Raw genomic sequence first — 26,164 nt, 5'->3', positions numbered from 1 at the left:
ACGTGTGGAGCTGACTGATACTAATCGTTCGAGGACTTAACCAAATTTTTAAAGCGAACTCGTTTTTACGGCACTTCTTCTGCATTATCTAGTTTTGAGGGAATGAAACCTCAAAGTAAATATAGTCTGGTAGTAATGGCGAGAAGGTCACACCCGTTCCCATACCGAACACGGAAGTTAAGCTTCTCAGCGCCGATGGTAGTTGGGGCATGCGCCCCTGTGAGAGTAGGACACTGCCAGGCTGTACATATAANAGTTAAGCTTCTCAGCGCCGATGGTAGTTGGGGCATGCGCCCCTGTGAGAGTAGGACGCTGCCAGGCTAATAAAGCGAAGGACAACCTGAAAAGGTTGTCCTTTTTGCGTTTTCGATTTTCCCTTTCTTTTTGGCTGTGTTAAAGAACATTGTTGACTTTAAGCACAATGTTGATTGGAGTGGAANAGCTCAGCTGGGAGAGCATCTGCCTTACAAGCAGAGGGTCGGCGGTTCGATCCCGTCATCCTCCACCATACTATTTTTCCAAACTTATTGCCGGGGTAGCTCAATTGGTAGAGCAACTGACTTGTAATCAGTAGGTTGGGGGTTCAAGTCCTCTCGCCGGCACCTTTATACGAGCCATTAGCTCAGTTGGTAGAGCAGATTGCGGACTTCATTGAATAAGCTTCTGCGGGCAATCTGCGAGAAAGAACGTAAGTTCTTTTGAGCATCTGACTTACTACAATTAAAGATTAGTGAATCATCTTAGTATGAGCCATTAGCTCAGTTGGTAGAGCATCTGACTTTTAATCAGAGGGTCGAAGGTTCGAGTCCTTCATGGCTCACCATTTATATTTGCGGGTGTGGCGGAATTGGCAGACGCACCAGACTTAGGATCTGGCGCCGCAAGGCGTGGGGGTTCGACTCCCTTCACCCGCACCATCTAATTCATATATGCGGAAGTAGTTCAGTGGTAGAACACCACCTTGCCAAGGTGGGGGTCGCGGGTTCGAATCCCGTCTTCCGCTCTCTTTTAAGCCGGGGTGGCGGAACTGGCAGACGCACAGGACTTAAAATCCTGCGGTAGGTGACTACCGTACCGGTTCGATTCCGGTCCTCGGCACCATTTAATTTTATAATGGTAGCTCAATNGGTTGTGGATTCGACTTCTTCCGGGCGCGCCATATAAACGGGAAGTAGCTCAGCTTGGTAGAGCACTTGGTTTGGGACCAAGGGGTCGCAGGTTCGAATCCTGTCTTCCCGACCATTTACTTATTTCATACGGGGCCTTAGCTCAGCTGGGAGAGCGCCTGCTTTGCACGCAGGAGGTCAGCGGTTCGATCCCGCTAGGCTCCACCAAAAATATTTATTTAATATATTGACACATTGTTTTTATACTGTTAATATAGAAAAGTCGCTCACAGGCGACTAGANGGAGCAGCGGGACAGGTGAGACCCCGCAGGCGCTTTAGCGCCGAGGAGGCTCACCGCCCGCCCCGCGGAACCCGAAGCGCCTGGAACGGAAATCAACATTCACTTTTAACACAGCCTTCTATTTAAACCGCTCAATAGAATATTATTAAAATAAATGACAGGTTTTACAACTGCAAGATTTGGGGAAAATCAATAGTAGTGAATCGTTGCATCCTAAGAAAAATTTAAGTATAATTTAAGTCAAATATAGTCAAAGTCAAAAGACTGGGGGTGGGAAAATGCGAAACATCTCCGATATTATCGAGAAATACTTAAAACAAGTTTTGGAAATGAGTGAGAAGGATCTTGTTGAAATTAAAAGAAGTGAAATTGCTGATAAGTTTCAATGCGTTCCTTCACAAATTAACTATGTAATCAATACCCGCTTTACCATTGAAAGAGGGTATATAGTAGAAAGTAAACGGGGCGGCGGCGGTTACATTCGGATAATAAAAGTTCAATCACATGATTTGGCCCATTTAATAGACCAATTGCTTACGCTTGTCCAAAGCCGAATTAGTCAAACAAGTGCAGAGGATGTCATTATCCGCCTTGTCCAAGAGGAGATTATTACAAAGCGCGAAGCGAAAATCATGCTGAGTGTAATTGATCGTTCTGTTTTATATATAGATCTTCCATATCGGGATGAATTAAGAGCAAGAATGTTAAAAGCAATGTTAACAACCTTAAAATATAAATAATTAACGCAGCCGGAGAGGTGAAAGCAATGATTTGCCAGGAATGTAATCAAAGGCCTGCAGCACTTCATTTCACCAAAATTATTAATGGTGAAAAGACCGAAGTACAACTTTGTGAGAAGTGTGCTCAGGAAAAGGGTGAAATGTTTATTTTTAATAGCGAAACAGGTTTTGCCTTTAATAATCTGTTGGCAGGTTTATTAAATATCGATCCTGCTTTTCAAAAGCCAAGTCAAAGTCCGTTTCACCAGGAGGAAATCCTACAATGTGAGCACTGTTCGATGACGTTTCCGCAGTTTTTAAAAATAGGACGCTTTGGTTGTGCTCAATGCTATGAAACCTTTAAAGAACAGTTAAATCCTGTTCTAAAGCGCCTCCATAGCGGCAACTGGACACATAACGGCAAAATTCCAAAAAGAATTGGCGGCGGTCTTCATCTTCGCAAACAAATAGAAGAATTGAAGAATGACTTGAGAAATTCGATCAGCCAAGAAGAATTTGAGAAGGCGGCCGAGATCCGCGATGAAATCCGTACATTAGAGAAAAAACTAGCCGGAAGCAATAAGGGAGGGGAATAGCGTGTCGCTTGAACGTTTTCTAAAGACTGCTGTCAGCTCCTGGATGAGCGAGGAAGGACCTGACTCAGATATTGTCCTAAGTTCTCGAATCCGTTTAGCTCGGAACTTCGAGGACTATAAATTTCCTACACTGTTTTCACATGAAGATGCAAAAATGATTATTGTAAATATGGAAGATACAATAAGGAAATCTGATTTTCAAAAATTTGGGCAAATAGAATTGTTGAAAATCGATGAATTGCAGCCGCTTCAGAAAAGGGTATTAGTCGAAAAGCATTTGATTAGTCCACATCTTGCCGAAGATTCACCATATGGCGCCGTTTTATTAACCGAAAATGAAGAAGTTAGTATTATGATTAATGAAGAGGATCATATTCGGATCCAATGTCTGTTCCCGGGTCTGCAATTATCGGAGGCATTGGATGCGGCTAATGAAATTGATGATTGGCTTGAAAGTAACATTCAATATGCCTTTGATGAAAAGCATGGCTATTTAACAAGCTGTCCGACCAATGTTGGCACAGGCCTCCGTGCTTCCGTTATGATGCATTTGCCAGGATTAATCTTAACCCAGCAAATCAATCGAATTATTCCAGCTATCAACCAATTAGGTCTAGTTGTCAGAGGAATTTATGGTGAGGGCAGTGAGGCGCTAGGGAATATTTTTCAAATTTCTAATCAAATAACACTTGGTAAATCAGAAGAGGATATTGGCAATGATCTTAAAGGGGTGGTAAGCCAGCTTATTTCACAAGAAAGGTCAGCCCGTGAAGCATTACGAAAGACTTCGAACATACAATTAGAAGATAGGATATTCCGTTCATTAGGTGTGCTGGCTAATAGCCGAATTATTGAATCAAAAGAGGCAGCCAGGTGTTTATCAGATGTTCGGCTTGGAATAGATATGGGGTTTATCGAAGAATTACCTAAAACTATTTTAAATGAATTAATGATTTTAACCCAGCCAGGGTTTTTACAGCAATATGCCGGCGGTCCGTTACGGCCGCATGAACGAGATATTAGACGTGCAGCATTAATTAGGGAACGACTAAAAATGGAGCAGGAAAAATAGGTTAGGAGGAAGAGAATATGATGTTTGGACGTTTTACTGAAAGAGCACAAAAAGTTCTTGCTTTAGCTCAAGAAGAAGCAATTCGTCTTTTGCATAACAATATAGGAACAGAGCATATTTTATTGGGATTAGTTCGCGAAGGGGAAGGAATTGCTGCGAAAGCACTTTATGGTCTTGGTTTAGGCTCTGATAAGATTCAAAAAGAAGTGGAGAATTTAATTGGTAAGGGTCAAGAAACAGCTCAAACGATACATTATACTCCTAGAGCTAAAAAGGTCATTGAATTATCAATGGATGAGGCTCGTAAGTTAGGACATTCCTATGTGGGAACAGAGCACATTCTCCTCGGCTTAATCCGTGAGGGAGAAGGGGTTGCCGCCCGTGTACTTAATAACCTTGGTGTAAGCTTAAATAAAGCGCGCCAGCAGGTGCTCCAATTATTAGGCAGTAATGAATCCGGCAGTCATCAGGGCGGCGCCTCTGTCAGCGCAAACACGCCAACACTTGACAGCCTCGCTAGAGATTTAACAGCGATTGCCCGCGAAGGCAGCCTAGACCCTGTGATTGGCCGGAGCAAGGAAATTCAACGTGTTATTGAGGTACTAAGCCGCCGGACGAAGAATAACCCCGTATTAATAGGTGAGCCGGGTGTAGGTAAAACGGCGATTGCAGAAGGACTTGCACAGCAAATTGTCAATAATGAAATACCGGAAATCCTTCGTGATAAACGAGTGATGACTCTTGATATGGGTACCGTTGTAGCAGGGACGAAATACCGTGGTGAGTTTGAGGACCGTCTGAAAAAAGTCATGGATGAAATTCGTCAGGCTGGAAATATTATTTTATTCATTGATGAGCTTCACACCTTAATTGGCGCTGGCGGTGCTGAAGGGGCGATTGATGCTTCGAATATTTTAAAACCATCGCTTGCCCGCGGAGAACTTCAGTGTATTGGAGCAACAACCCTTGATGAATACCGTAAATATATTGAAAAAGACGCAGCGCTGGAAAGACGGTTTCAGCCGATTCGTGTTGATGAACCAACGGCCGAAGAGTCGATTCAAATTTTAGAAGGACTGCGTGACCGTTATGAGGCCCACCATCGTGTTTCTATTACCGATGAAGCTATCCAGGCAGCTGTAAAGCTCTCAGACCGTTATATTTCAGATCGGTTCCTGCCGGATAAAGCGATTGATCTAATTGATGAAGCTGGTTCAAAAGTACGGCTTCGTTCTTATACAACTCCTCCTAATTTAAAAGAATTAGAGGTAAAGCTTGAGGAAGTACGAAAAGAGAAAGATTCCGCTGTTCAAAGTCAGGAATTTGAAAAAGCTGCCTCATTAAGAGATACAGAACAGCGTCTTCGCGAACAGTTGGAAGAAACGAAGAAGACTTGGAAGGAAAAACAGGGAAAAGAAAACAATGAAGTAACAGTGGAAGATATCGCCAGTGTGGTTTCAAGCTGGACCGGCGTACCAGTCTCCAAGCTTGCCGAAACGGAAACAGCAAAGTTACTTAATTTAGAGGAAATTCTTCATTCCCGAATTATTGGTCAAGAAGAAGCCGTTAAAGCTGTATCAAAGGCCGTTCGCCGGGCAAGGGCCGGATTAAAAGATCCAAAGCGCCCGATAGGTTCTTTTGTTTTCCTTGGGCCAACCGGTGTCGGAAAAACCGAATTAGCACGTGCACTGGCTGAGGCGATGTTTGGTGATGAGGATGCGATGATTCGAATTGATATGTCCGAATACATGGAGAAGCATTCTACATCGAGGCTTGTTGGGTCGCCTCCGGGTTATGTCGGTTATGAAGAAGGCGGACAATTAACGGAAAAGGTCCGCAGGAAGCCGTACTCTGTTATCTTACTGGATGAAATTGAAAAGGCGCATCCGGATGTATTTAATATCCTTCTGCAAGTCCTTGAGGATGGCAGGCTGACAGATTCAAAAGGAAGAACGGTTGATTTCCGTAATACTGTCCTAATTATGACATCAAATGTTGGTGCTGAATCGCTTAAACGCAACAAGTATGTCGGCTTTAATATTCAGGACGGCGAGCAGGATTACAAAGACATGAAGGGTAAGGTGATGGAGGAACTCAAGAAAGCCTTCCGTCCTGAATTCTTGAATCGGATTGATGAGATCATTGTATTCCATGCGTTAGAGAGAAAGCATCTTAATGAAATTGTCACTTTGTTGTCTGAACAGTTAATCAAACGCTTAAGCGAGCAGGATATTTCGATAGAGTTAACGGAGGCAGCGAAGGAGAAAATTTCACAAGAGGGATACGACCCAGAGTATGGTGCAAGACCTTTACGCCGTGCGATTCAAAAGCATATTGAAGACCGGTTGTCTGAAGAGCTATTAAAAGGAACCTTATTAATGGGTCAGCATGCTGTTATTGATGTGGATAATGGTGAATTTATCGTAAAAATGACTGAGAAGGTAAGTTTAGGAAAATAGAATCATCAATAATGAATTTAGATGCTTTACAACAAGCAGAGGTACACGTGAATAAGGTAAAATCGTGTACCTCTTTTTATTTTTATATATCTAGTGGGGTAGTGTGGTTATGGCAAAACGTAAAACAAAGTTTATCTGTCAAGAGTGCGGGTATGAATCCCCTAAGTGGATGGGGAAATGTCCTGGATGTGGACAGTGGAATAAGATGATTGAAGAAGTAGAAGTAACGGGTGCAGGTAGACGGGGAGCCTTTGCTCATTCTCAAAGCGGTTCAACCGTTCTTTCTAAACCAATGCCGATCAATACAATTGAAATGGAAAATGAACCGAGAATTTTAACCGACTTAAATGAACTGAACCGGGTTCTAGGCGGGGGCGTGGTTAAGGGCTCGTTAGTGTTAATAGGTGGAGACCCCGGGATTGGCAAATCAACCTTGCTTTTGCAAGTATCTTCACAGCTTGCAAATAAAGGCAATCAGGTTTTATATATTTCCGGTGAGGAGTCGTTACGGCAAACCAAACTCCGGGCAGAACGTTTAGGGATATCATCGGCAAATTTGTTCGTTTATGCCGAAACAAACTTGGAAGAAATTAATCGGACCATTGAAGGTACAAACCCAAGTTTCGTGATCATTGATTCGATTCAGACCATCTTTCATCCGGATGTAACGTCGGCACCGGGCAGTGTATCACAAGTCCGTGAATGTACGTCTGAATTAATGAGAATCGGCAAAACCAAAGGAATTGCCATTTTTATTGTCGGGCATGTGACGAAAGAAGGTTCGATCGCTGGCCCAAGACTGCTGGAGCATATGGTGGATACGGTTCTATATTTTGAAGGGGAGAGACACCACACCTACCGAATCCTTAGGGCTGTGAAAAATCGCTTTGGCTCAACCAACGAAATGGGTATTTTTGAAATGAAGGAATTTGGTTTGGATGAAGTGGAGAATCCATCGGAAATTTTTCTAGAAGAACGTTCACGTGGTGCGGCAGGTTCGACTGTCGTTGCTTCGATGGAAGGGACGCGGCCGGTCCTGGTTGAAATACAGGCACTAATCTCGCCGACGAGCTTCGGGAACCCGAGAAGAATGGCAACAGGAATCGATCATAACCGAGTCCCACTTTTAATGGCGGTTTTGGAAAAGCGGGTAGGAATGCTCCTGCAAAATCAGGATGCCTATTTAAAAGTAGCCGGAGGGGTCAAATTGGATGAACCGGCGATTGACCTCGCTGTTGCTGTTAGTATTGCCTCCAGTTTTAGAGATAAACCAACAAGGCCTACGGATTGTATTATTGGTGAAGTGGGGTTAACTGGTGAAGTTAGGAGAGTTTCGAGAATTGAGCAGCGCGTCCAAGAAGCCGCAAAGCTGGGCTTTGAACGCGTGATATTACCTGCAAATAATTTGAGTGGCTGGAAGGGGCCAGCCGGTGTTCAACTCATTGGTGTTTCATCTGTCAGTGAAGCACTTAAAGCAGCTCTGGGAGGGTAACACAAATGGAAAATAAGAAGCTTGGTGAGCAATCTGTCAGTAATGTTTTACAGTTTCTAGCACCCGGTACACCGATTCGCGAGGGAATTGACAATGTCCTCCGGGCGAACACAGGGGGTCTTATCGTTGTAGGTTATAACGAAAAGGTAAAGGGGATTGTTGACGGCGGTTTTGAAATCAACTGCCCTTTTTCGCCAAGCTTTTTATATGAACTGGCAAAAATGGATGGTGCCATCATCTTAAATGAATCAGGCAGCAAAATCCTTTTTGCTAATGCTCAACTTGTTCCAAACTCTGAAATATCTTCGACAGAAACAGGGATGCGCCACCGCACGGCCGAAAGAACAGCTAAACAGACAAAAGCGTTATGTATTGCGATTTCACAACGGCGAAATGTCATTACCCTATATCAAGGAAATTTCCGCTACGCATTAAAGGATATTGCCGTCATCCTAGCAAAAGCCAATCAAGCAATTCAGACGCTGGAAAAGTACAAGGTAGTAATGGAGCATAGTATCACGAATTTAAGCATTTTAGAGTTTGAGGAATCGGTTACATATAACGATTTTTTACTAGTTCTCCACCGTTTTGAAATGGTCTTAAAGATTAAAAATGAATTGATAACCTATCTGCATGAACTTGGGACAGAGGGACGGCTCATACGCCTGCAGTTGAATGAGATTTTAACCGATTTGGAAAAGGAGGTCATGCTGATTATTAAGGATTATGCCTTCGAACGTGACTTTAAAGCCCAGGATGTCCTCAATCGAATGCAGGTTTTAGCGAATAACGGCTCTATTGATGATATCGTTTTATTAAAGCTTATGGGATATCTTGGCTATGTTCATTTGGAAGAAAACAAAAATCCGCGTGGCTATCGAATTCTTCAAAAGATACCAAGACTGCCGACGATCATTAGTGAAAATCTAATTAGTAGTTTTGGTGAGCTTTCAAAGATTACCTCCGCAACGGTCGAAGAGTTGGATGATGTAGAGGGGATCGGCGAGGTACGGGCGAAAAAAATCCAGGAAGGCTTTAGATTGATAAAGGAGCGTATAAACACCGAGCGGCAGCTGTAAAAGCAATAAAGATTTCCACGCCGCCATTTGTTTGACACGGTTTTTTTCCAGTGCTACCCTATGAATAGTAAGACTTGAAGATAACAACTATATTTCAAACCGTTTACAATTTGGAAAAATAATCAACAAATCAAGGTTTCAATTCTGGGAATATGTTTATAATGAATTAGAGGAGGTGAAGGAATGTTAAAACGTATCGTGCAAGCTTGCTTCCTCATTATCGGAGGTACGCTTGGAATCTTGTTATTACCGGAATTGTTCAAAGTATTTCATATTAATGACATTCCAGTGATTAACAATTCGTATGTCACTGCTATTTTAGGTGCTATTATTTTTTATCTTATAACCTTTTGGGCAGTAGATTATGTCTTTAATTTTATTAAATGGGCTGAAGATTCGTTAGTAAAAATTCCTGTAACAGATGTGCTTTTCGGCAGTGTAGGATTGATTTTTGGGTTGATTGTTGCTTTTTTGATTGGTTTTGCGCTAAATGCTGTACAGGTACAATTTTTAAATGCGGTCGCGCCCATTTTGCTGACGCTATTGTTTGGGTACCTTGGCTTTCAGGTAGGCTTCAAAAAAAGGGACGAATTGCTAGGGCTTTTTGGCAATCGAAGCAATAAGAAAAAGACAGCCGACGAGGAGAACGAAAAGGCTATCGGTTCGGATTGGAAGATATTAGATACAAGCGTTATTATTGATGGCCGTGTTGCTGATATTTGTCAGACGGGGTTCTTGGAAGGAACAATTATTATTCCCCAATTCGTACTTGCGGAATTACAGCATATCGCTGATTCTTCTGATGTGCTGAAGCGAAATCGCGGCCGCAGAGGCTTGGACATCTTAAACCGAATCCAAAAGGAACTCTCGATTAAGGTTGAAATTTACGAGGGTGATTTTGAAGAAATTAGCGAAGTGGATGCGAAGCTGGTGAAGCTTGCGAAAATAACAAATGGCATCCTAGTCACCAATGATTTTAACTTAAACAAGGTATGTGAACTGCAGAATGTCACCGTTTTAAACATAAATGATTTAGCGAACGCGGTGAAACCAGTTGTTCTTCCGGGTGAAGAATTAACGGTCCAAGTGATTAAGGATGGAAAAGAATATCATCAAGGCGTGGCCTATTTAGATGACGGAACGATGATTGTTGTCGAAGAAGGAAGAGAATACATCGGAAAAAGAATCGAGGTTCTTGTGACAAGTGTTCTTCAGACCTCTGCCGGCAGGATGATCTTTGCTAAACCAAAATTACTCGAAAAAGCTTTATAGCTGGAGCTAGACAGATAGAGAGAGGTAATCATATGACTTACCAAGTCATTCTCCCTGCTGCAGGCATGGGAAAAAGAATGGGAGCAGGAAAAAACAAACTTTTATTAGAACTTAAGGGAATGCCTGTGCTGATGCATACATTAAGGGTTTTCGAAGAGGATGAAGCCTGCACGGGCATTATTCTGGCCATTCACCCGCAGGATGAGGCGGAATTTAAAGCTTTGTTGACAAGGTATAATGTGACGAAAGTAAGTAATCTAGTACCAGGCGGGGAAGAACGTCAGCATAGCATTTATAATGCCCTGAAAACTGTGAAGTCTGATGGAATTATTCTTGTTCATGATGCAGCAAGACCATTTATCCAAAAAGAACAAATCCACCGTTTAATCGCAACTGCGGAAGACACCAGTGCTGCCATTATCGGCGTACCGGCAAAGGACACGATGAAAAAGATACAAAGTGGTGTGGTAGTAGAAACTGTCGAGCGTTCAAGCTTGTGGGCTGTTCAAACCCCACAAGCTTTTCGCATTTCCTTGCTTAGACAAGCATATGAACAGGCTGAAAAAGACTGCTTTCTTGGAACAGATGATTCCAGTTTAGTGGAGCGTCTAAACCATCCCGTAGCAATTGTGGAAGGAAACTACGATAATATTAAGCTGACCACACCAGAAGATTTATTTTTTGCAGAAGCTATACTAGAAAAGCGGAAGCTGGACAGTAATCTAAGTTAAAAGGTCGATACTAAATGAAAGAGAAAAAAAGGGGTTTTTAATGATGTTTCGAATTGGACAAGGCTTTGATGTTCACCAATTAACAGAAGGACGTCCGCTGATTATTGGCGGTATCACGATTCCTTATGAAAAAGGCCTTTTGGGCCATTCCGATGCCGATGTATTATTACATACGGTTTCCGATGCTTGTCTTGGGGCAATTGGGGAAGGTGATATAGGAAAACATTTTCCAGACACCGATCCAAACTTTAAGGATGCTGACTCCGCGAAGCTGATGGAGCATGTATGGCAGCTCGTTAAGGATAAGGGTTACGAGCTTGTCAATGCCGATTGTACCATTATCGCACAAAAGCCAAAAATGGCCCCATACATTGAGCAAATGCGTGCACGGATTGCCGAATTACTAGAAGCAGCACCGGAACAAATCAATGTAAAGGCGACAACGACGGAGAAGCTCGGCTTTGCCGGCAGAGGAGAGGGAATTGCCTCCCAAGTAGTAGTTTTATTGAAAAAGATTAAATAGTTTTTATTAATATGATAAAATAATCAGTTGAAATAATAATTTATTCATGGAGGCATTATTATTATGTCAAACGAAGTTCGTGTAAGGTATGCTCCAAGTCCAACAGGACATTTACATATTGGAAATGCCCGTACAGCACTATTCAATTATTTGTTTGCTCGGAATCAAGGCGGGAAATTTATTATCCGCATTGAGGATACAGATAAAAAACGGAATATTGCCGGTGGCGAAGAAAGCCAGTTAAAGTATTTAAAGTGGCTTGGCATCGATTGGGATGAAAGTGTCGATGTAGGCGGGGAGTTTGGCCCGTACCGTCAATCGGAAAGAAATGATATTTATGAAACCTACTACAAACAATTGCTAGAGACAGGACATGCGTACAAATGTTATTGTACTGAAGCTGAGATTGAAGCCGAGCGCGAGGCCCAATCTGAAAGGGGCGAAAATCCCCATTATTCCGGTAAATGCCGTCATTTAACTCCGGAAGACCGCCATAGATTAGAAAGCGAAGGCCGCGAGCCAAGCCTTCGTATTGCAGTACCAGAAGGTAAGACTTATACGTTTGATGATATGGTAAAAGGAACCGTTTCCTTCGAATCAGAGGGTATGGGTGACTGGGTCATTGCTAAAAAGGATGGCACGCCAACCTATAATTTTGCTGTAGCTATTGATGATCATTTAATGAAGATTTCCCATGTCCTTCGCGGCGATGACCATATTTCTAACACACCTAAACAGCTAATGGTTTATGAAGCATTAGGATGGGAGCCGCCAATTTTTGGCCATATGACATTGATTGTCAACGAAAGTCGCAAGAAACTAAGCAAGCGTGATGAGTCGATTATTCAATTTATTGAACAATATGAGGATTTGGGCTATCTTCCGGAAGCTTTATTTAACTTTATTACCTTGCTTGGCTGGTCGCCGGGTGGTGAAGAGGAAATTCACTCTAAGGATGAGTTTATTGAGCTGTTTGATGCGAATCGCCTCTCCAAATCACCTGCTTTATTTGATAAGCAAAAGCTGACATGGATGAACAATCAATACATGAAAAAGATTGAGGTTGACCGGGTTCTTGAACTTGCGCTTCCACATTTAATTAACGCGGGACGTTTAAATGCCAATCTGACTGATGAAGAGCATCATTGGGCTCGCGGATTAGTAGCTCTGTTACAGGAAAAAATGAGCTTTGGTGCAGAAATCGTTGAGTTATCAGATATGTTCTTTAAAGATGATGCTGAATATGAAGAAGAGGCAAAGGAAGTTCTCTCTGGGGAACAGGTGCCGGAAGTATTAAAGGCATTTTCAAACGAACTTGACCAGCTTGAAAGCTTCCAAGCCGATGGAATTAAGGCAGCGATGAAAGCTGTGCAAAAGTCCACCGGCCAAAAAGGAAAGAATCTATTTATGCCGATTCGTGCAGCAGTAACAGGGCAGACACACGGACCAGACCTGCCGCAAGCAATTGAACTATTAGGTAAAAATAAAGTCCAAATGAGAATTCAAAAAATTATTGGTTAACATTATTGGGGAAATGTAATATAGTAAAAGAAAGAAATTCATATATTCTAAAGTGTTGAAGAGGAAAAGTAAAAAAATGATGCTGAAAGAGAGAACCATCACCGGCTGAAAGTGGTTTAAGCTTCTCATTTTTTGAAATGCACCTCTGAGTCCCGTTTCGAAAGAGTCCACTCTAGTAGATATGGGCGGAACCTATCCGTTAACAGGCAGAGTGAGACCAGTATCTAGCTTCAATTTCTGATGAGCTAAACCGGTCTAATCAGAGTGGAACCACGCACAAGCGTCTCTGTCGAATACGACAGGGGCGCTTTTTTATAATATCAGAATTTATATCATTGAACTTTGAGAATTGGCCAGCTCCAGCGCCTAGCCCCTCGAGGTCACAAGCCAATCCGTCCAAAAGGTTAAAAAACAACCTTTCGGCCGGCTCGTCTTGTGCTTGTCGGGGCTAAGCAAGGCGCTTGCGCTTTTCTTATTCAAAAAACGGGGGGGAATGGCAATGTTCAAAAAGTTGAGGGAGGACGTTGAGGTCGTTTTTGAACAGGATCCTGCAGCAAGAAGCTCCATTGAGGTAATCCTGACCTATTCAGGATTACACGCTATTTGGGCGCATCGGGTGGCACACGCATTATTTAATCGCAAATTACTTTTCCTTGCCAGGTCGATTTCGCAGATAAGCCGGTTTTTTACCGGAATTGAAATTCACCCAGGGGCAAAAATAGGAAGGAAATTCTTTATTGACCACGGTATGGGCGTGGTGATTGGGGAAACCTGTGAAATTGGGGATAATGTAACTATCTATCAAGGAGTAACGCTGGGTGGAACGGGGAAAGAAAAAGGGAAACGGCATCCAACGATTAAGGATAATGTCCTCATTGCTACCGGAGCGAAAGTACTCGGATCGATTACAATTGGAGAGAATTCCAAAATTGGCGGCGGCTCGGTTGTCTTAAAAGAAGTGCCCCCAAATTCAACCGTGGTAGGTATTCCGGGCAGGGTTGTCATTCAAGATGGGAAACGGATTAATAAAGACCTAAATCACTGTGACCTGCCAGATCCGGTTGCGGACCGCTTAAGAGAAATGCAAAATGAACTAGATGAGCTAAAGAAAGAACTGGAAGAAATCAAAGGTGAAAGGATAAAATTCAATGAACATTCAAATTTATAATACACTTACGCGTAAGAAAGAAACTTTCGTACCGCTCGAAGAAGGAAAGGTCAAAATGTATGTTTGCGGTCCGACAGTCTATAATTATATTCATATTGGAAATGCCCGCCCGGCAATTGTCTTTGATACGGTCCGGCGCTATTTTGAATACCGCGGCTATGATGTCAAGTACGTATCGAACTTTACCGATGTAGATGACAAGTTAATCCGGGCTGCCAATCAGTTAGGGGAAGATGTTCCAGCCATTGCCGACCGTTTTATCAGCGCCTACCATGAGGATGTTTCCGCATTAGGCTGCCAAAAAGCAGATGTCCATCCACGGGTCATGGAAAACATGGGAATCATCATTGATTTCATCAGCCAATTGATTGAAAAGGGCTATGCGTATGAATCAGAAGGCGATGTTTATTTTCGGACAAGAAAATTTGATGGTTACGGCAAGCTTTCCCATCAATCAATCGATGATTTGCAGGTTGGAGCAAGAATTGAAGTGGGTGATAAAAAGCAAGATGACCTAGACTTTGCCTTATGGAAGGCGGTAAAAGAAGGGGAAATCTACTGGGAAAGCCCATGGGGCCTTGGCCGGCCAGGCTGGCATATTGAATGCTCAGCAATGGCGAAAAAGTATTTAGGCGAAACGATTGATATCCATGCCGGCGGTCAGGATCTAACGTTCCCGCATCATGAGAATGAAATTGCTCAAACAGAGGCCCTTACCGGTAAACCCTTCGCCAACTACTGGATGCACAATGGCTATATTAATATCGATAATGAAAAAATGTCTAAATCACTTGGCAATTTTGTGTTAGTTCATGAAATTATTCAAAAACATAATCCGCAAGTGTTACGGTTCTTTATGTTATCCGTTCATTACCGCAATCCGATTAATTACAGCGAGGAATTATTGGAAAGTACTAAGGCTGCTTTGGAGCGCTTGACAACCTCTTATCAAAATTTAAAGCATCGCAAAGAGGCGAGTACGGATTTAACCGATAATAATCATGAGTGGCTTAATAAAATTGCTGCTACCCGTGAACAATTTATTGAGGCAATGGATGATGACTTTAACACGGCAAAGGCCATTTCTGTTTTATTTGATCTTTCAAAGCTGGCTAATTATTACCTTTTAGAAAAGAATACTGCAGTGGAAGTTATTGATGCATTTACAAACCAATTCGACGAATTATTTCGTGTTCTAGGGCTGACGCTTGAAATTGAAGAGTTAATGGATGAAGAAATTGATGCACTGATTGAAAAACGAATTCAGGCACGGAAAGACCGGAACTTCCAATTGTCTGATCAAATTAGAGATCAATTAAAGGACATGAATATTATTTTAGAAGACACACCGCAAGGTACTAGGTGGAAAAGAGGCTGAGTTTATGCTTGATTATGAACAGACAATTGATGTAAAACAATTAAACAGCCTCGCGCTTGCCTACATGGGTGACGCAATCTTTGAAACCTATGTAAGGCGGCACCTTTTGTACGGCGGTAAGGTTAGGCCGAATCAGCTGCATCGTACGGCAACGAAGTACGTTTCAGCGAAGGCGCAATGCCATATCCTTTTTCAAATGAAGGAAGATAACCTGTTGGATGAGGAAGAATTAGCTGTGGTTAGCCGCGGCAGAAATGCAAAATCAGGGACTGTTCCGAAAAATACAGATGTCCAGACTTATCACTACAGTACAGCGTTTGAAGCGTTGATGGGATATTTATATTTGACTGGTAAGCAGAATCGTTTAGAGGAGCTTATTCAGAAAGCATTTTTATATGTGGAGGAAAGAAGGGAGGAGCGCTAGATGGACCAAGAATACATCGTGGGAAAAAATCCAGTTATCGAAGCACTAAAATCAGAAAGGGATATTAATAAAATCTTAATTGCAGAAGGATCGCAGCGCGGGCAGATGCAGCAGATTACTCAGTTAGCAAAAGAAGCAAATGTGCTCGTTCAATTTGTCCCAAAGAAAAAAATCGACCAAATCTCGGGAGAAAATCATCAAGGGGTCTTGGCTTATGTTGCTGCCTATCAATATGCGGAAATCGATGATTTGTTTGCGGCGGCCGAAAAGAAAAATGAACCTCCATTCTTCTTGTTGTTGGATGAAATTGAGGACCCGCATAACCTTGGTTCGATTATGAGGACGGCGGATGCCGTCGGTGCCCATGGGATTATTATTCCGAAGCGAAGGGCTGTTGGATTAACGGCGACAGTCGCAAAAGCTTCGACAGGCGCAATTGAATATATACCGGTAGTCCGCGTGACCAATATGGCGCGGACGATTGATGAATTAAAAGAGCGAGGCGTATGGATTGCTGGAACAGACGCCAAGGGCAAGCAAGATTACCGTCAAATAGATGGCTCGCTGCCACTGGGCTTAGTTATTGGCAGTGAAGGAAAGGGGATGGGCCGGCTCATCGGAGAAAAATGTGATTTTCTCATTCATTTGCCGATGACCGGGAAAGTAACATCCTTGAATGCCTCTGTGGCTGCGGCATTGCTCATGTATGAGGTTTATCGAAAACGGCATCCGCTCGAGAGGTAGCTTATGGATATCCTGCTCGTTGATGGATATAACATTATTGGTGCCTGGCCAGAACTAAAGGTGTTAAAGGATCGAGACCTGCCCGCGGCTAGGGACCGCTTAGTGGAAAGAATGGCAGAATACCAGGCCTTTTCTGGGTATCGTGTAATCGTTGTATTCGATGCCTATTATGTGCAAGGGACAGAAAAAAAATATAAAAATCATAAAGTAGAAGTCATTTTTACAAAAGAAAATGAAACAGCGGATGAGCGGATTGAGAAGTTAGCCATTAGTTTAAATAATCGGAGAACGCAGGTGCATGTTGCCACTTCAGATTTCACCGAACAATGGGCGATTTTTGGACAAGGGGCTCTAAGGATGTCAGCACGCGAGCTCCTAATAGAAATGTCCGCGATTGAAAAAGGCATTGAAAAAAAAGTGAAGAACATTCAAGAAAAAAAACCAGTTTCCAAAATACCGATTAGCGATGAGATGGCAGAAATTTTTGAAAAATGGCGAAGAGGACAGAAATGAGCTCTCGACTTCAAAATACTTCTAATGTATACTATTAATATCTATGCTTGTTCGGTGGAGGGGATCTACGTTGAGTACGGACTTCAGGACAAAAAGCAATGACCACTTCTTCGTAATGGAAGATGAGGAAATTGTCGACTTAGTGCATCAAGGTGATAGTGAAGCATTGGATTATTTAATCCATAAGTATCGTAATTTTGTACGTGCAAAAGCAAGATCCTATTTTTTAATTGGCGCGGATAAGGAAGATATCGTCCAAGAAGGAATGATTGGACTTTATAAGGCGATTCGTGACTTCCGCGAGGACAAGCTTACCTCCTTCAAGGCATTTGCTGAGCTATGTATAACCAGACAAATTATTACTGCGATTAAAACGGCAACACGGCAGAAGCATATCCCGTTGAATTCCTATGTCTCTTTGGACAAGCCTATTTATGATGAAGAATCAGACCGGACATTAATGGATGTTCTGTCAGGTGCTAAAGTACTTGACCCGGAAGAATTATTTATTAATCAAGAGGAATATGACCATATAGAGGTAAAAATGTCTGAATTATTAAGCGACTTAGAGCGAAAAGTTCTAGCCCTTTACTTAGATGGTCAATCATATCAAGAGATTTCTGAGGAGCTTAACCGCCATGTTAAATCGATTGATAATGCCTTGCAGCGAGTGAAAAGAAAGCTTGAACGATACTTAGAAATTCGGGAATTTTCCTTGTAAATTAAATCATTGCTATTATGTTGAATCCGTTCTTATTAGATATTGACATTAATTAGGTGTCGTGTTACATTTTTAAGGATATAAAGAAAAATGGGTGAAGGTGTCGAAATATGAGCAAAAAGGTAATTCTTGCTTGTGTTGACTGCGGCTCGCGGAATTATTCGACCGTCAGCAAAGAGACACAAACAAAGAGGTTAGAATTGAGAAAATTCTGCAAAACTTGCACAACCCAAACGATACACCGGGAAACAAAGTAAAAGTAGATAGATTTTCTAGCAGTTATTTTTAGATTTTGGGGGTTACTAAAGATGCAGCGCATAACGAAGTTCTTCAGTGATGTTATCCGTGAAATGAGAAAGGTCAGTTGGCCAAAGCGCAGTGAATTAACTCGTTCTACCGTTACTGTATTATCGACCGTTGTTTTTTTCGCAGCGTTCTTCGCCGTTCTGGATTTAGGAATTTCAAAATTGATTCGTTTAATTCTTGAATAATAAGTTACCTTTCATGGTATAATGGTGATTAATAAGGAAATTTTATCTAAAAGCCCGTCTATGCGGGTTTTTTCATTTGCTTAAAAAATAAATTTTTAACTGATAGAATAGGGAGGGACGGACGCTCTAGTCCTCTTAAATGGAAAAGAATTGGTATGTAGTTCATACGTACTCGGGGTATGAAAATAAAGTAAAAGCTAACTTAGAAAAGCGTGTGGAATCAATGGGGATGTCGGATAAAATATTCCGTGTCGTTGTTCCTGAAGAAGAAGAAACTGATTTCAAAAATGGCAAGAAAAAAGTAGTTAAACGGAAAGTGTTCCCAGGCTATGTCTTGGTTGAAATTGTGATGACGGACGATTCTTGGTATGTTGTCCGCAATACGCCTGGCGTAACGGGATTTGTCGGCTCTGCGGGATCTGGTTCCAAACCGACACCGCTACTTCCGGAAGAAGTGGTCATGATTCTTAAACGGATGGGCGTAGAAGAAAAACGCGTCGATGTTAATTATGAACTTGGGGAAACAGTACGGGTGAAGGAAGGACCATTCGCTAACTTCACGGGGTCTATTGAAGAACTGGACAAGGACAGATCAAAGCTGAAAGTTCTTGTAAATATGTTTGGACGGGATACTCCAGTAGAACTAGATTTTACACAAATTGAAAAACTCTAATTTAATTAGCTTTTAAAGAAAAATAAACTGATATTGTAAAAAAACTTGAAATCATTTTTAAAAAGTGGTAATATTTCATAGGTCAGTATGTCTCTTAGTGAGACAAGACTTTAATCAAGTTCTTTATGATTAATATATAAAGACAGATACCTGAGTGGGAGGGTTCCAAAGGTTCCCAATTACCACATCACGGACTTTAAGGAGGTGTGTCTCGTGGCTAAAAAAGTAATTAAAGTTGTTAAATTACAAATTCCTGCTGGTAAAGCAAACCCAGCGCCGCCAGTTGGTCCTGCACTAGGTCAAGCCGGTGTTAACATCATGGGATTCTGTAAAGAATTTAACGCTCGTACAGCAGATCAAGCTGGATTGATCATTCCTGTTGAAATCACGGTTTTTGAAGACCGTTCATTTACATTTATTACGAAAACTCCTCCTGCTGCCGTTCTATTGAAAGTAGCAGCTGGAATTCAGTCTGGTTCAGGCCAGCCTAACCGTAATAAAGTAGCAACAGTAAAGCGTGATACAGTACGCGGGATAGCGGAACAAAAAATGCCTGACCTAAATGCAGCAAGTGTTGAAGCAGCAATGCGCATGGTTGAAGGTACTGCACGCAGCATGGGAATTGTTATCGAAGACTAATCCATGTGAACTGTTTGTAATGAGTGGGGGTTGCGTGGTTACGCAACCTTTATTCGTGGGAGAATTATTCGCTAAAACCACATTCTAGGAGGAAATAAAAATGGCTAAAAAAGGTAAAAAGTATTTAGAAGCTTCTAAGCTTGTAGATCGCCTAAAGGCATACCCAATTGCAGAAGCAATTGATCTTGCAAAGAAAACAAACTACACAAAATTTGATGCGACTCTTGAGGTTGCTTTCCGTTTAGGCGTTGATCCTAAGAAAGCGGACCAACAAATCCGTGGCGCAGTTGTACTTCCAAACGGAACTGGTAAAACTCAACGCGTATTAGTATTCGCGAAGGGTGAAAAAGTGAAGGAAGCAGAAGCAGCTGGCGCTGATTATGTAGGCGATGCAGAATACATCAACAAAATCCAACAAGGTTGGTTTGAATTTGATGTTATCGTTGCAACTCCTGACATGATGGGTGAAGTTGGTAAACTAGGACGTGTATTAGGACCTAAAGGCTTAATGCCAAACCCTAAAACAGGTACTGTTACATTTGATGTAACAAGAGCAATCAATGAAATTAAAGCAGGTAAAGTTGAATACCGCGTTGATAAGTCTGGTAACATCCACGTACCAATCGGTAAAGCATCTTTCGAAAACGAAAAGTTGGTTGAAAACTTTAACACAGTGTTTGAAACTCTGTTAAAAGTTAAGCCTGCTGCTGCAAAAGGCACATACATGAAGAACGTAACAGTTGCTTCAACAATGGGACCTGGCGTGAAGGTAGATCCTTCATCCGTTGCAGTTAAGTAATTTTTACCAATTGACAAACATAACTACATTTTATATAATGTGTTTTGTTGTTAAAATAATAAACATTTGTACTGTAGACAGCAGGTGCTTACGGGCTTAATTTCCTGCCGAGGTTAGAGAATAGATTTAGCTGAACCGTTTCAGCTGATGTATGCTGCCTCCATGTCTGAAAATCGATATGGAGGCTTTTGCTTTCCTGGTATAAATGTAGATATTCTACAGGAGGTGTAAAGATGAGCAGTGCAATCGAAGCAAAGAAACACATTGTTGAAGAAATTTCAAACAAATTAAAAGCGAGTGTATCAACTGTTGTTGTTGATTATCGTGGTCTTACAGTTTCTGAAGTTACTGAACTTCGTAAACAACTTCGCGAAGCTGGCGTCGAGTTTAAGGTGTACAAAAACTCAATGGCACGCCGTGCGGCTGATGCTGCTGAGCTTTCAGGTTTAAACGAAGCATTAACAGGTCCAAACGCAATCGCGTTCAGTACCGAAGATGTTGTAGCACCAGCTAAAATTTTGAATGATTTCGCGAAGAAGCATGAAGCACTTGAACTTAAAGCAGGTGTAATTGAAGGGAACGTTGCAACGGCTGAAGAAATCAAAGCTCTTGCTGACCTACCATCACGCGAAGGCTTGCTATCTATGCTACTCAGCGTACTACAAGCTCCAATTCGCAATCTTGCTCTTGCTGCAAAAGCTGTGGCAGATCAAAAAGAAGAACAAGGCGCGTAAGTTAAACTTAAGCTTTAACCAATAAACTTGAACGAAAACTAAGGAGGAAACTTAATCATGACTAAAGAACAAATCATTGAAGCAGTTAAATCTATGACTGTTTTAGAACTTAACGATCTAGTAAAAGCAATCGAAGAAGAATTCGGCGTAACTGCTGCTGCTCCAGTAGCAATGGTTGGCGGAGCTGGTGCTGCTGCTGTTGAAGAGCAAACTGAATTTGATGTAATCCTAGCTAGCGCTGGCGATCAAAAAATCAAAGTTATCAAAGTTGTTCGTGAAATCACTGGTCTTGGACTTAAAGAAGCAAAAGACCTTGTTGACAACGCACCAAAAGCTCTTAAAGAAGGCGTTTCTAAAGAAGAAGCTGAAGAAGTTAAAGCTAAGCTTGCTGAAGTTGGAGCTAACGTTGAAGTTAAGTAATTTATCTATAAAAAAGCTCGCTGTATAAGCGGGCTTTTTTTCACTTGATAAATATCCCCGATTACCTCTATTTTTAATACTCCCCGGGAGGTGAGTCTGATGTCTGAACACTACTATTCTCGAACTCAAAAGGTTGAAAGTGATCCGAAATATTGGGATTTCACCCTAAAGAATCATCTTTTTCGTTTTAAAACCGATAACGGTGTTTTTTCGAAAAAGGAAGTAGACTTTGGCTCCCGTTTGCTAATCGAGTCTTTTATTATGCCGGAGGTGGAAGGGCTTGTTCTTGATGTAGGCTGCGGCTATGGACCGATTGGATTATCGATTGCGAAAGAAAACCATGGACGTAAGGTTCACATGGTGGATGTTAATGAACGAGCAATAGAACTGGCCAAGGATAATGCAGCCCTGAATGAAATCAACAATGTTGAAATCTATGAGAGTGATCGGCTGCTAAATGTAAAAGAAACTACGTTTGCTGCCATCCTAACAAACCCGCCAATAAGAGCAGGAAAAAAGACGGTTCATGATATATATGAACAAAGCTTTGAGCATCTTGTTTCTGGAGGCGCGCTTTGGGTAGTCATTCAAAAGAAACAAGGGGCGCCATCTACATTTGAAAAATTAGAGACGATGTTTTCCGTTGTAGAGACAATTGACAAATCCAAAGGTTATTTTATCATAAAGGCAACAAAGTAGTTGACTCTAAATATCCGTTGTGGTAGCATTATAAAATGCCATCATAATAATTTCCGATTTATTCCTAAAAATACTTATTTTTTAGTATAAAAACGGAGTAAGAAGGAAAAGATGACAAAATAATAGCCAAAATGTGAAAATGTGGTTTTTTGGTTAAAAAACCCTTTTTCTTTTTGTCTGCTGGGAAGATGTAAATTTCCTCCTGGCAGACGTAAATAGATTTAATAAATAACGCTTGATTTGAGGGGTGAATCAGTTGACAGGTCAACTAGTTCAGTATGGACGACACCGCCAACGAAGAAGTTACGCACGAATCAGTGAAGTATTAGAATTACCAAATCTCATTGAAATCCAAACCTCTTCATATCAATGGTTTCTGGATGAGGGATTGCGTGAAATGTTTCAGGATATTTCACCAATTGAAGACTTTACTGGTAACCTATCACTGGAATTTATTGATTACAGCCTTGGCGATCCAAAGTATTCAGTTGAAGAATCAAAAGAACGGGACGTTACATATTCTGCTCCATTGCGTGTGAAAGTACGTCTTGTAAACAAAGAAACTGGTGAAGTAAAAGACCAAGATGTCTTCATGGGTGATTTTCCACTTATGACGGAAACTGGCACGTTTGTCATTAATGGGGCAGAACGCGTTATTGTTTCACAATTAGTCCGTTCACCGAGTGTGTATTATAATGGAAAATTTGATAAGAATGGAAAGAAAGGATTTACAGCTACTGTAATTCCGAACCGCGGCGCTTGGCTGGAGTATGAAACAGATGCCAAAGATGTCGTATATGTGAGAATAGATCGTACTCGGAAACTGCCCGTTACGGTTCTTTTGCGTGCACTAGGCTTCGGCTCCGATCAAGAAATTATCGAATTGATTGGAGATAACGAATATATTCGCAATACGTTAGAGAAAGACAACACGGAAGGTGTCGACAAAGCGCTTTTAGAAATCTATGAGCGTCTGCGTCCAGGTGAACCGCCAACCGTTGATAATGCAAAGAGTTTATTGGTATCTCGCTTCTTTGATCCAAAGCGCTATGATCTTGCTAATGTAGGGCGTTATAAAATCAATAAAAAGCTTCATATTAAAAATCGCCTTTTCAATCAACGTTTAGCAGAATCACTCGCCGATCCGGAAACAGGGGAAATTATTGCTGAAAAAGGAACTGTTCTTGACAGAAGAAATCTTGATAGAATTATTCCGGCACTTGAAAAGAATATTAATTTCAGAGGCTTCAGTCCTGTTGGCGGCGTTGTGGAAGATGAAATCATTCTTCAGGGCATCAAAATTTATGCGCCTGGTGATGAGAATGAAAAGGTCATTAATGTACTGGGTAATGCCTATGTGGCTGAACCAATTAAAAATATTACCCCTGCAGATATCATCTCATCAATTAGCTATTTCTTCAATTTATTACATGGAGTAGGCGACACGGATGATATCGATCATTTAGGAAACAGACGTCTTCGTTCTGTTGGGGAATTACTGCAAAATCAGTTCCGTATTGGTTTGTCTCGGATGGAGCGTGTGGTTCGTGAAAGAATGTCCATCCAAGATACTGCAACAATCACACCACAGCAATTAATTAATATTCGTCCAGTTATTGCTTCGATAAAAGAGTTTTTTGGAAGCTCGCAGTTATCACAGTTCATGGATCAAACAAACCCGCTTGCTGAATTAACGCACAAGCGTCGACTATCAGCCCTTGGGCCTGGTGGTTTAACCCGTGAACGCGCCGGATTTGAGGTCCGTGACGTACACTACTCCCACTATGGGCGGATGTGTCCGATTGAAACACCAGAGGGCCCGAACATTGGATTAATCAACTCATTATCTTCGTATGCGAAAGTAAATCGCTTTGGATTTATTGAAACACCTTACCGTCGTGTTGATCCTGACACTGGAAAGGTAACGAGCCGAATCGATTACTTAACTGCGGATGAAGAGGATAATTATGTAGTAGCACAGGCAAATTCACGTCTTGATGACGATGGTTCATTCCTAGATAACGATGTTGTTGCTCGTTTCCGTGGTGAAAACACGGTTGTAAATCGCGATCGCATTGATTATATGGATGTATCGCCTAAACAGGTTGTTTCTGCGGCAACTGCGTGTATCCCATTCCTTGAAAACGATGACTCAAACCGTGCTTTAATGGGTGCAAACATGCAGCGGCAGGCTGTACCGCTAATGCAGCCGGAAGCACCAAGAGTAGGTACTGGGATGGAATATGTATCAGGAAAAGACTCAGGTGCAGCAGTGATTTGTAAACATGAGGGTATTGTTGAACATGTTGAAGCACGTGAAGTTTGGGTGCGTGAAATTAAAGAAGTAGATGGTCAAGAAGTAAAAGGTGATCTTAAAAAATATCGACTCTTGAAATTTATCCGCTCCAACCAAGGTACTTGCTATAACCAACGTCCAATCGTTGCTGTCGGTAACCGTGTGAAAAAAGGTGAAATCCTTGCCGATGGTCCTTCAATGGAGTTAGGTGAACTAGCACTTGGGCGTAACGTACTTGTTGCGTTTATGACATGGGATGGCTATAACTATGAAGATGCGATTATCATGAGTGAACGCCTAGTAAAAGATGATGTGTATACATCGATTCATATTGAAGAATACGAATCTGAATCTCGTGATACAAAGCTTGGACCAGAAGAAATTACCCGTGATATTCCAAACGTGGGTGAAGATGCGCTCCGTAATCTGGATGAGCGCGGAATAATTCGCACTGGTGCCGAAGTAAAAGACGGTGACCTGCTTGTAGGTAAAGTGACACCAAAAGGAGTTACTGAATTAACGGCAGAAGAACGTCTGCTCCATGCCATTTTTGGAGAAAAAGCTCGTGAAGTTCGCGATACTTCACTCCGAGTTCCACATGGCGGCGGCGGAATTGTCCACGACGTTAAAGTATTTAATCGCGAAGATGGTGATGAACTCCCACCAGGAGTAAATCAACTTGTCCGCGTATATATTGTTCAGAAACGTAAGATACATGAAGGCGATAAAATGGCCGGCCGACACGGTAATAAAGGGGTTATCTCTCGGATTTTACCTGAAGAAGATATGCCGTATTTACCAGATGGCACGCCTGTTGATATCATGCTAAATCCTTTAGGGGTACCATCACGGATGAATATTGGTCAGGTGTTAGAGCTTCATCTTGGGATGGCAGCCCGTTACCTTGGAATTCACGTGGCATCACCGGTATTTGACGGTGCTACTGAGGACGATGTGTGGGGAACGATTGAAGAAGCGGGGATGTCCCGTGATGCAAAAACGGTTCTATATGATGGCCGTTCCGGTGAACCATTTGATAACCGTGTCTCTGTTGGTGTCATGTATATGATTAAACTGGCACACATGGTTGATGATAAGCTCCATGCCCGTTCAACTGGACCATACTCACTTGTAACGCAGCAGCCACTTGGCGGTAAAGCGCAATTTGGTGGACAGCGATTCGGCGAGATGGAGGTTTGGGCACTTGAAGCATACGGTGCAGCATACACACTTCAAGAAATTCTTACCGTTAAATCAGATGACGTTGTTGGCCGTGTGAAAACATATGAAGCAATTGTCAAAGGTGAGAATGTTCCGGAACCAGGCGTTCCAGAATCATTCAAGGTATTAATTAAAGAACTTCAAAGTCTTGGTATGGATGTGAAAATTCTTTCCGGTGACGAACAAGAAATTGAAATGCGTGATACGGAAGATGATGATGACTTACAGCAAGTCGACACGTTAAACATTGCACCTGAAGTGCAAAACTTAGAATCAGAAAAAGTCGGTTCAAAAGAGTAATTATTTATTCTAGCTGCAGCGCACATCCGTGCGCTTCAGCTTTACTTCGCAATAAGGGAAAAACCTGGAGA

25 protein-coding genes, 8 tRNA genes, 1 rRNA gene and 2 other annotated features are annotated in these 26,164 nt (G+C 41.9%); all 34 genes read left to right on the top strand.

Features of this window, described 5'->3' with window-relative positions; translation table 11 throughout:
• Positions 1-125: 125 nt before the first annotated feature.
• The 34 genes from rrf (at position 126) to rpoB (ending at position 26,093) form a co-directional block, all read left to right on the top strand.
• Positions 126-242, top strand: a 5S ribosomal RNA gene (gene rrf, locus AA980_RS05825).
• Between the two features lie 188 nt (positions 243-430).
• Positions 431-508: transfer RNA gene (locus tag AA980_RS05820), tRNA-Val, on the top strand.
• Between the two features lie 21 nt (positions 509-529).
• A tRNA-Thr gene (locus AA980_RS05815) sits at positions 530-602 on the top strand.
• Between the two features lie 145 nt (positions 603-747).
• Positions 748-823, top strand: a tRNA-Lys gene (locus AA980_RS05810).
• Positions 824-832: 9 nt separating this feature from the next.
• Positions 833-917: transfer RNA gene (locus tag AA980_RS05805), tRNA-Leu, on the top strand.
• Between the two features lie 14 nt (positions 918-931).
• Positions 932-1,003 (top strand) — tRNA-Gly (locus AA980_RS05800).
• Positions 1,004-1,012: 9 nt separating this feature from the next.
• Positions 1,013-1,101: transfer RNA gene (locus AA980_RS05795), tRNA-Leu, on the top strand.
• A gap of 64 nt (positions 1,102-1,165) precedes the next feature.
• Positions 1,166-1,242 (top strand) — tRNA-Pro (locus AA980_RS05790).
• A 16-nt stretch (positions 1,243-1,258) separates the two neighbouring features.
• Positions 1,259-1,334, top strand: a tRNA-Ala gene (locus AA980_RS05785).
• 353 nt (positions 1,335-1,687) lie between these two features.
• Entirely contained in the window at positions 1,688-2,149 is a 462-nt protein-coding gene (locus AA980_RS05780; RefSeq protein ID WP_024030896.1) for a CtsR family transcriptional regulator, read from the top strand.
• Between the two features lie 26 nt (positions 2,150-2,175).
• The gene (locus tag AA980_RS05775; RefSeq protein WP_024030897.1) at positions 2,176-2,724 is read left to right on the top strand and encodes a UvrB/UvrC motif-containing protein; all 549 of its coding nucleotides are present in this window, start codon (positions 2,176-2,178) and stop codon (positions 2,722-2,724) included.
• Position 2,725: 1 nt separating this feature from the next.
• A complete protein-coding gene (locus AA980_RS05770) occupies positions 2,726-3,796 on the top strand; it encodes a protein arginine kinase (protein WP_024030898.1) in 1,071 nt (356 codons plus the stop codon).
• A gap of 17 nt (positions 3,797-3,813) precedes the next feature.
• Entirely contained in the window at positions 3,814-6,255 is a 2,442-nt protein-coding gene (gene clpC / locus AA980_RS05765; RefSeq protein ID WP_024030899.1) for an ATP-dependent protease ATP-binding subunit ClpC, read from the top strand.
• A gap of 109 nt (positions 6,256-6,364) precedes the next feature.
• Positions 6,365-7,747, top strand: coding sequence for a DNA repair protein RadA (gene radA, locus AA980_RS05760; protein ID WP_024030900.1), 1,383 nt, complete (start codon positions 6,365-6,367; stop codon positions 7,745-7,747).
• 5 nt (positions 7,748-7,752) lie between these two features.
• The gene (gene disA / locus AA980_RS05755; RefSeq protein WP_024030901.1) at positions 7,753-8,826 is read left to right on the top strand and encodes a DNA integrity scanning diadenylate cyclase DisA; all 1,074 of its coding nucleotides are present in this window, start codon (positions 7,753-7,755) and stop codon (positions 8,824-8,826) included.
• A gap of 183 nt (positions 8,827-9,009) precedes the next feature.
• Positions 9,010-10,098, top strand: a complete 1,089-nt coding sequence (locus AA980_RS05750; RefSeq protein WP_024030902.1) for a PIN/TRAM domain-containing protein — start codon at positions 9,010-9,012, stop codon at positions 10,096-10,098.
• A gap of 32 nt (positions 10,099-10,130) precedes the next feature.
• A complete protein-coding gene (gene ispD / locus AA980_RS05745; RefSeq protein ID WP_024030903.1) occupies positions 10,131-10,829 on the top strand; it encodes a 2-C-methyl-D-erythritol 4-phosphate cytidylyltransferase in 699 nt (232 codons plus the stop codon).
• Positions 10,830-10,872: 43 nt separating this feature from the next.
• A complete protein-coding gene (gene ispF, locus AA980_RS05740; protein WP_024030904.1) occupies positions 10,873-11,352 on the top strand; it encodes a 2-C-methyl-D-erythritol 2,4-cyclodiphosphate synthase in 480 nt (159 codons plus the stop codon).
• Positions 11,353-11,415: 63 nt separating this feature from the next.
• A complete protein-coding gene (gene gltX, locus AA980_RS05735) occupies positions 11,416-12,873 on the top strand; it encodes a glutamate--tRNA ligase (RefSeq protein ID WP_047771369.1) in 1,458 nt (485 codons plus the stop codon).
• A 46-nt stretch (positions 12,874-12,919) separates the two neighbouring features.
• Positions 12,920-13,164, top strand: a binding site (T-box leader).
• A 208-nt stretch (positions 13,165-13,372) separates the two neighbouring features.
• Positions 13,373-14,041 (top strand): serine O-acetyltransferase, encoded by a 669-nt coding sequence (gene cysE / locus AA980_RS05730; RefSeq protein ID WP_034723793.1) that lies wholly within the window; start codon positions 13,373-13,375, stop codon positions 14,039-14,041.
• Positions 14,022-15,419, top strand: coding sequence for a cysteine--tRNA ligase (gene cysS, locus AA980_RS05725; protein ID WP_024027927.1), 1,398 nt, complete (start codon positions 14,022-14,024; stop codon positions 15,417-15,419). Before cysE ends, cysS begins: the two co-directional genes overlap by 20 nt.
• Before the next feature lie 4 nt (positions 15,420-15,423).
• On the top strand, positions 15,424-15,843 hold the full coding sequence (locus AA980_RS05720) for a Mini-ribonuclease 3 (RefSeq protein ID WP_024027926.1): 420 nt from the start codon (positions 15,424-15,426) through the stop codon (positions 15,841-15,843).
• Positions 15,844-16,587 carry a 23S rRNA (guanosine(2251)-2'-O)-methyltransferase RlmB gene (gene rlmB, locus AA980_RS05715; RefSeq protein WP_024027925.1) on the top strand — a complete coding sequence of 248 codons (744 nt, stop codon included), beginning with the start codon at positions 15,844-15,846 and terminating at the stop codon, positions 16,585-16,587. It begins immediately after the preceding gene.
• Between the two features lie 3 nt (positions 16,588-16,590).
• Entirely contained in the window at positions 16,591-17,100 is a 510-nt protein-coding gene (locus AA980_RS05710; protein WP_024027924.1) for an NYN domain-containing protein, read from the top strand.
• Positions 17,101-17,170: 70 nt separating this feature from the next.
• On the top strand, positions 17,171-17,821 hold the full coding sequence (sigH, locus tag AA980_RS05705; RefSeq protein ID WP_024027923.1) for an RNA polymerase sporulation sigma factor SigH: 651 nt from the start codon (positions 17,171-17,173) through the stop codon (positions 17,819-17,821).
• 110 nt (positions 17,822-17,931) lie between these two features.
• Positions 17,932-18,078 (top strand): 50S ribosomal protein L33, encoded by a 147-nt coding sequence (gene rpmG / locus AA980_RS26145; protein WP_024027922.1) that lies wholly within the window; start codon positions 17,932-17,934, stop codon positions 18,076-18,078.
• Between the two features lie 51 nt (positions 18,079-18,129).
• The gene (gene secE, locus AA980_RS05700) at positions 18,130-18,312 is read left to right on the top strand and encodes a preprotein translocase subunit SecE (protein ID WP_024027921.1); all 183 of its coding nucleotides are present in this window, start codon (positions 18,130-18,132) and stop codon (positions 18,310-18,312) included.
• A 139-nt stretch (positions 18,313-18,451) separates the two neighbouring features.
• Entirely contained in the window at positions 18,452-18,985 is a 534-nt protein-coding gene (nusG, locus tag AA980_RS05695; RefSeq protein ID WP_024027920.1) for a transcription termination/antitermination protein NusG, read from the top strand.
• A 213-nt stretch (positions 18,986-19,198) separates the two neighbouring features.
• Positions 19,199-19,624 (top strand): 50S ribosomal protein L11, encoded by a 426-nt coding sequence (gene rplK, locus AA980_RS05690; RefSeq protein ID WP_024027919.1) that lies wholly within the window; start codon positions 19,199-19,201, stop codon positions 19,622-19,624.
• Positions 19,625-19,724: 100 nt separating this feature from the next.
• On the top strand, positions 19,725-20,423 hold the full coding sequence (gene rplA / locus AA980_RS05685) for a 50S ribosomal protein L1 (protein WP_024027918.1): 699 nt from the start codon (positions 19,725-19,727) through the stop codon (positions 20,421-20,423).
• A gap of 53 nt (positions 20,424-20,476) precedes the next feature.
• Positions 20,477-20,623: a sequence feature (ribosomal protein L10 leader region), on the top strand.
• Between the two features lie 33 nt (positions 20,624-20,656).
• Positions 20,657-21,157, top strand: coding sequence for a 50S ribosomal protein L10 (gene rplJ, locus AA980_RS05680; protein ID WP_024027917.1), 501 nt, complete (start codon positions 20,657-20,659; stop codon positions 21,155-21,157).
• Between the two features lie 57 nt (positions 21,158-21,214).
• Positions 21,215-21,577, top strand: a complete 363-nt coding sequence (gene rplL / locus AA980_RS05675; RefSeq protein ID WP_024027916.1) for a 50S ribosomal protein L7/L12 — start codon at positions 21,215-21,217, stop codon at positions 21,575-21,577.
• 99 nt (positions 21,578-21,676) lie between these two features.
• Complete coding sequence (locus AA980_RS05670; protein ID WP_024027915.1) at positions 21,677-22,276, top strand: class I SAM-dependent methyltransferase; 600 nt, start codon at positions 21,677-21,679, stop codon at positions 22,274-22,276.
• A gap of 256 nt (positions 22,277-22,532) precedes the next feature.
• A complete protein-coding gene (gene rpoB / locus AA980_RS05665; RefSeq protein ID WP_024027914.1) occupies positions 22,533-26,093 on the top strand; it encodes a DNA-directed RNA polymerase subunit beta in 3,561 nt (1,186 codons plus the stop codon).
• The last annotated feature ends 71 nt before the right edge of the window (positions 26,094-26,164 follow it).

It is taken from the genome of Neobacillus vireti (assembly GCF_001026695.1).
GTDB classification, from domain to species: domain Bacteria; phylum Bacillota; class Bacilli; order Bacillales; family Cytobacillaceae; genus Neobacillus; species Neobacillus vireti.
This window is presented reverse-complemented; position numbering and strand designations above follow the sequence as displayed.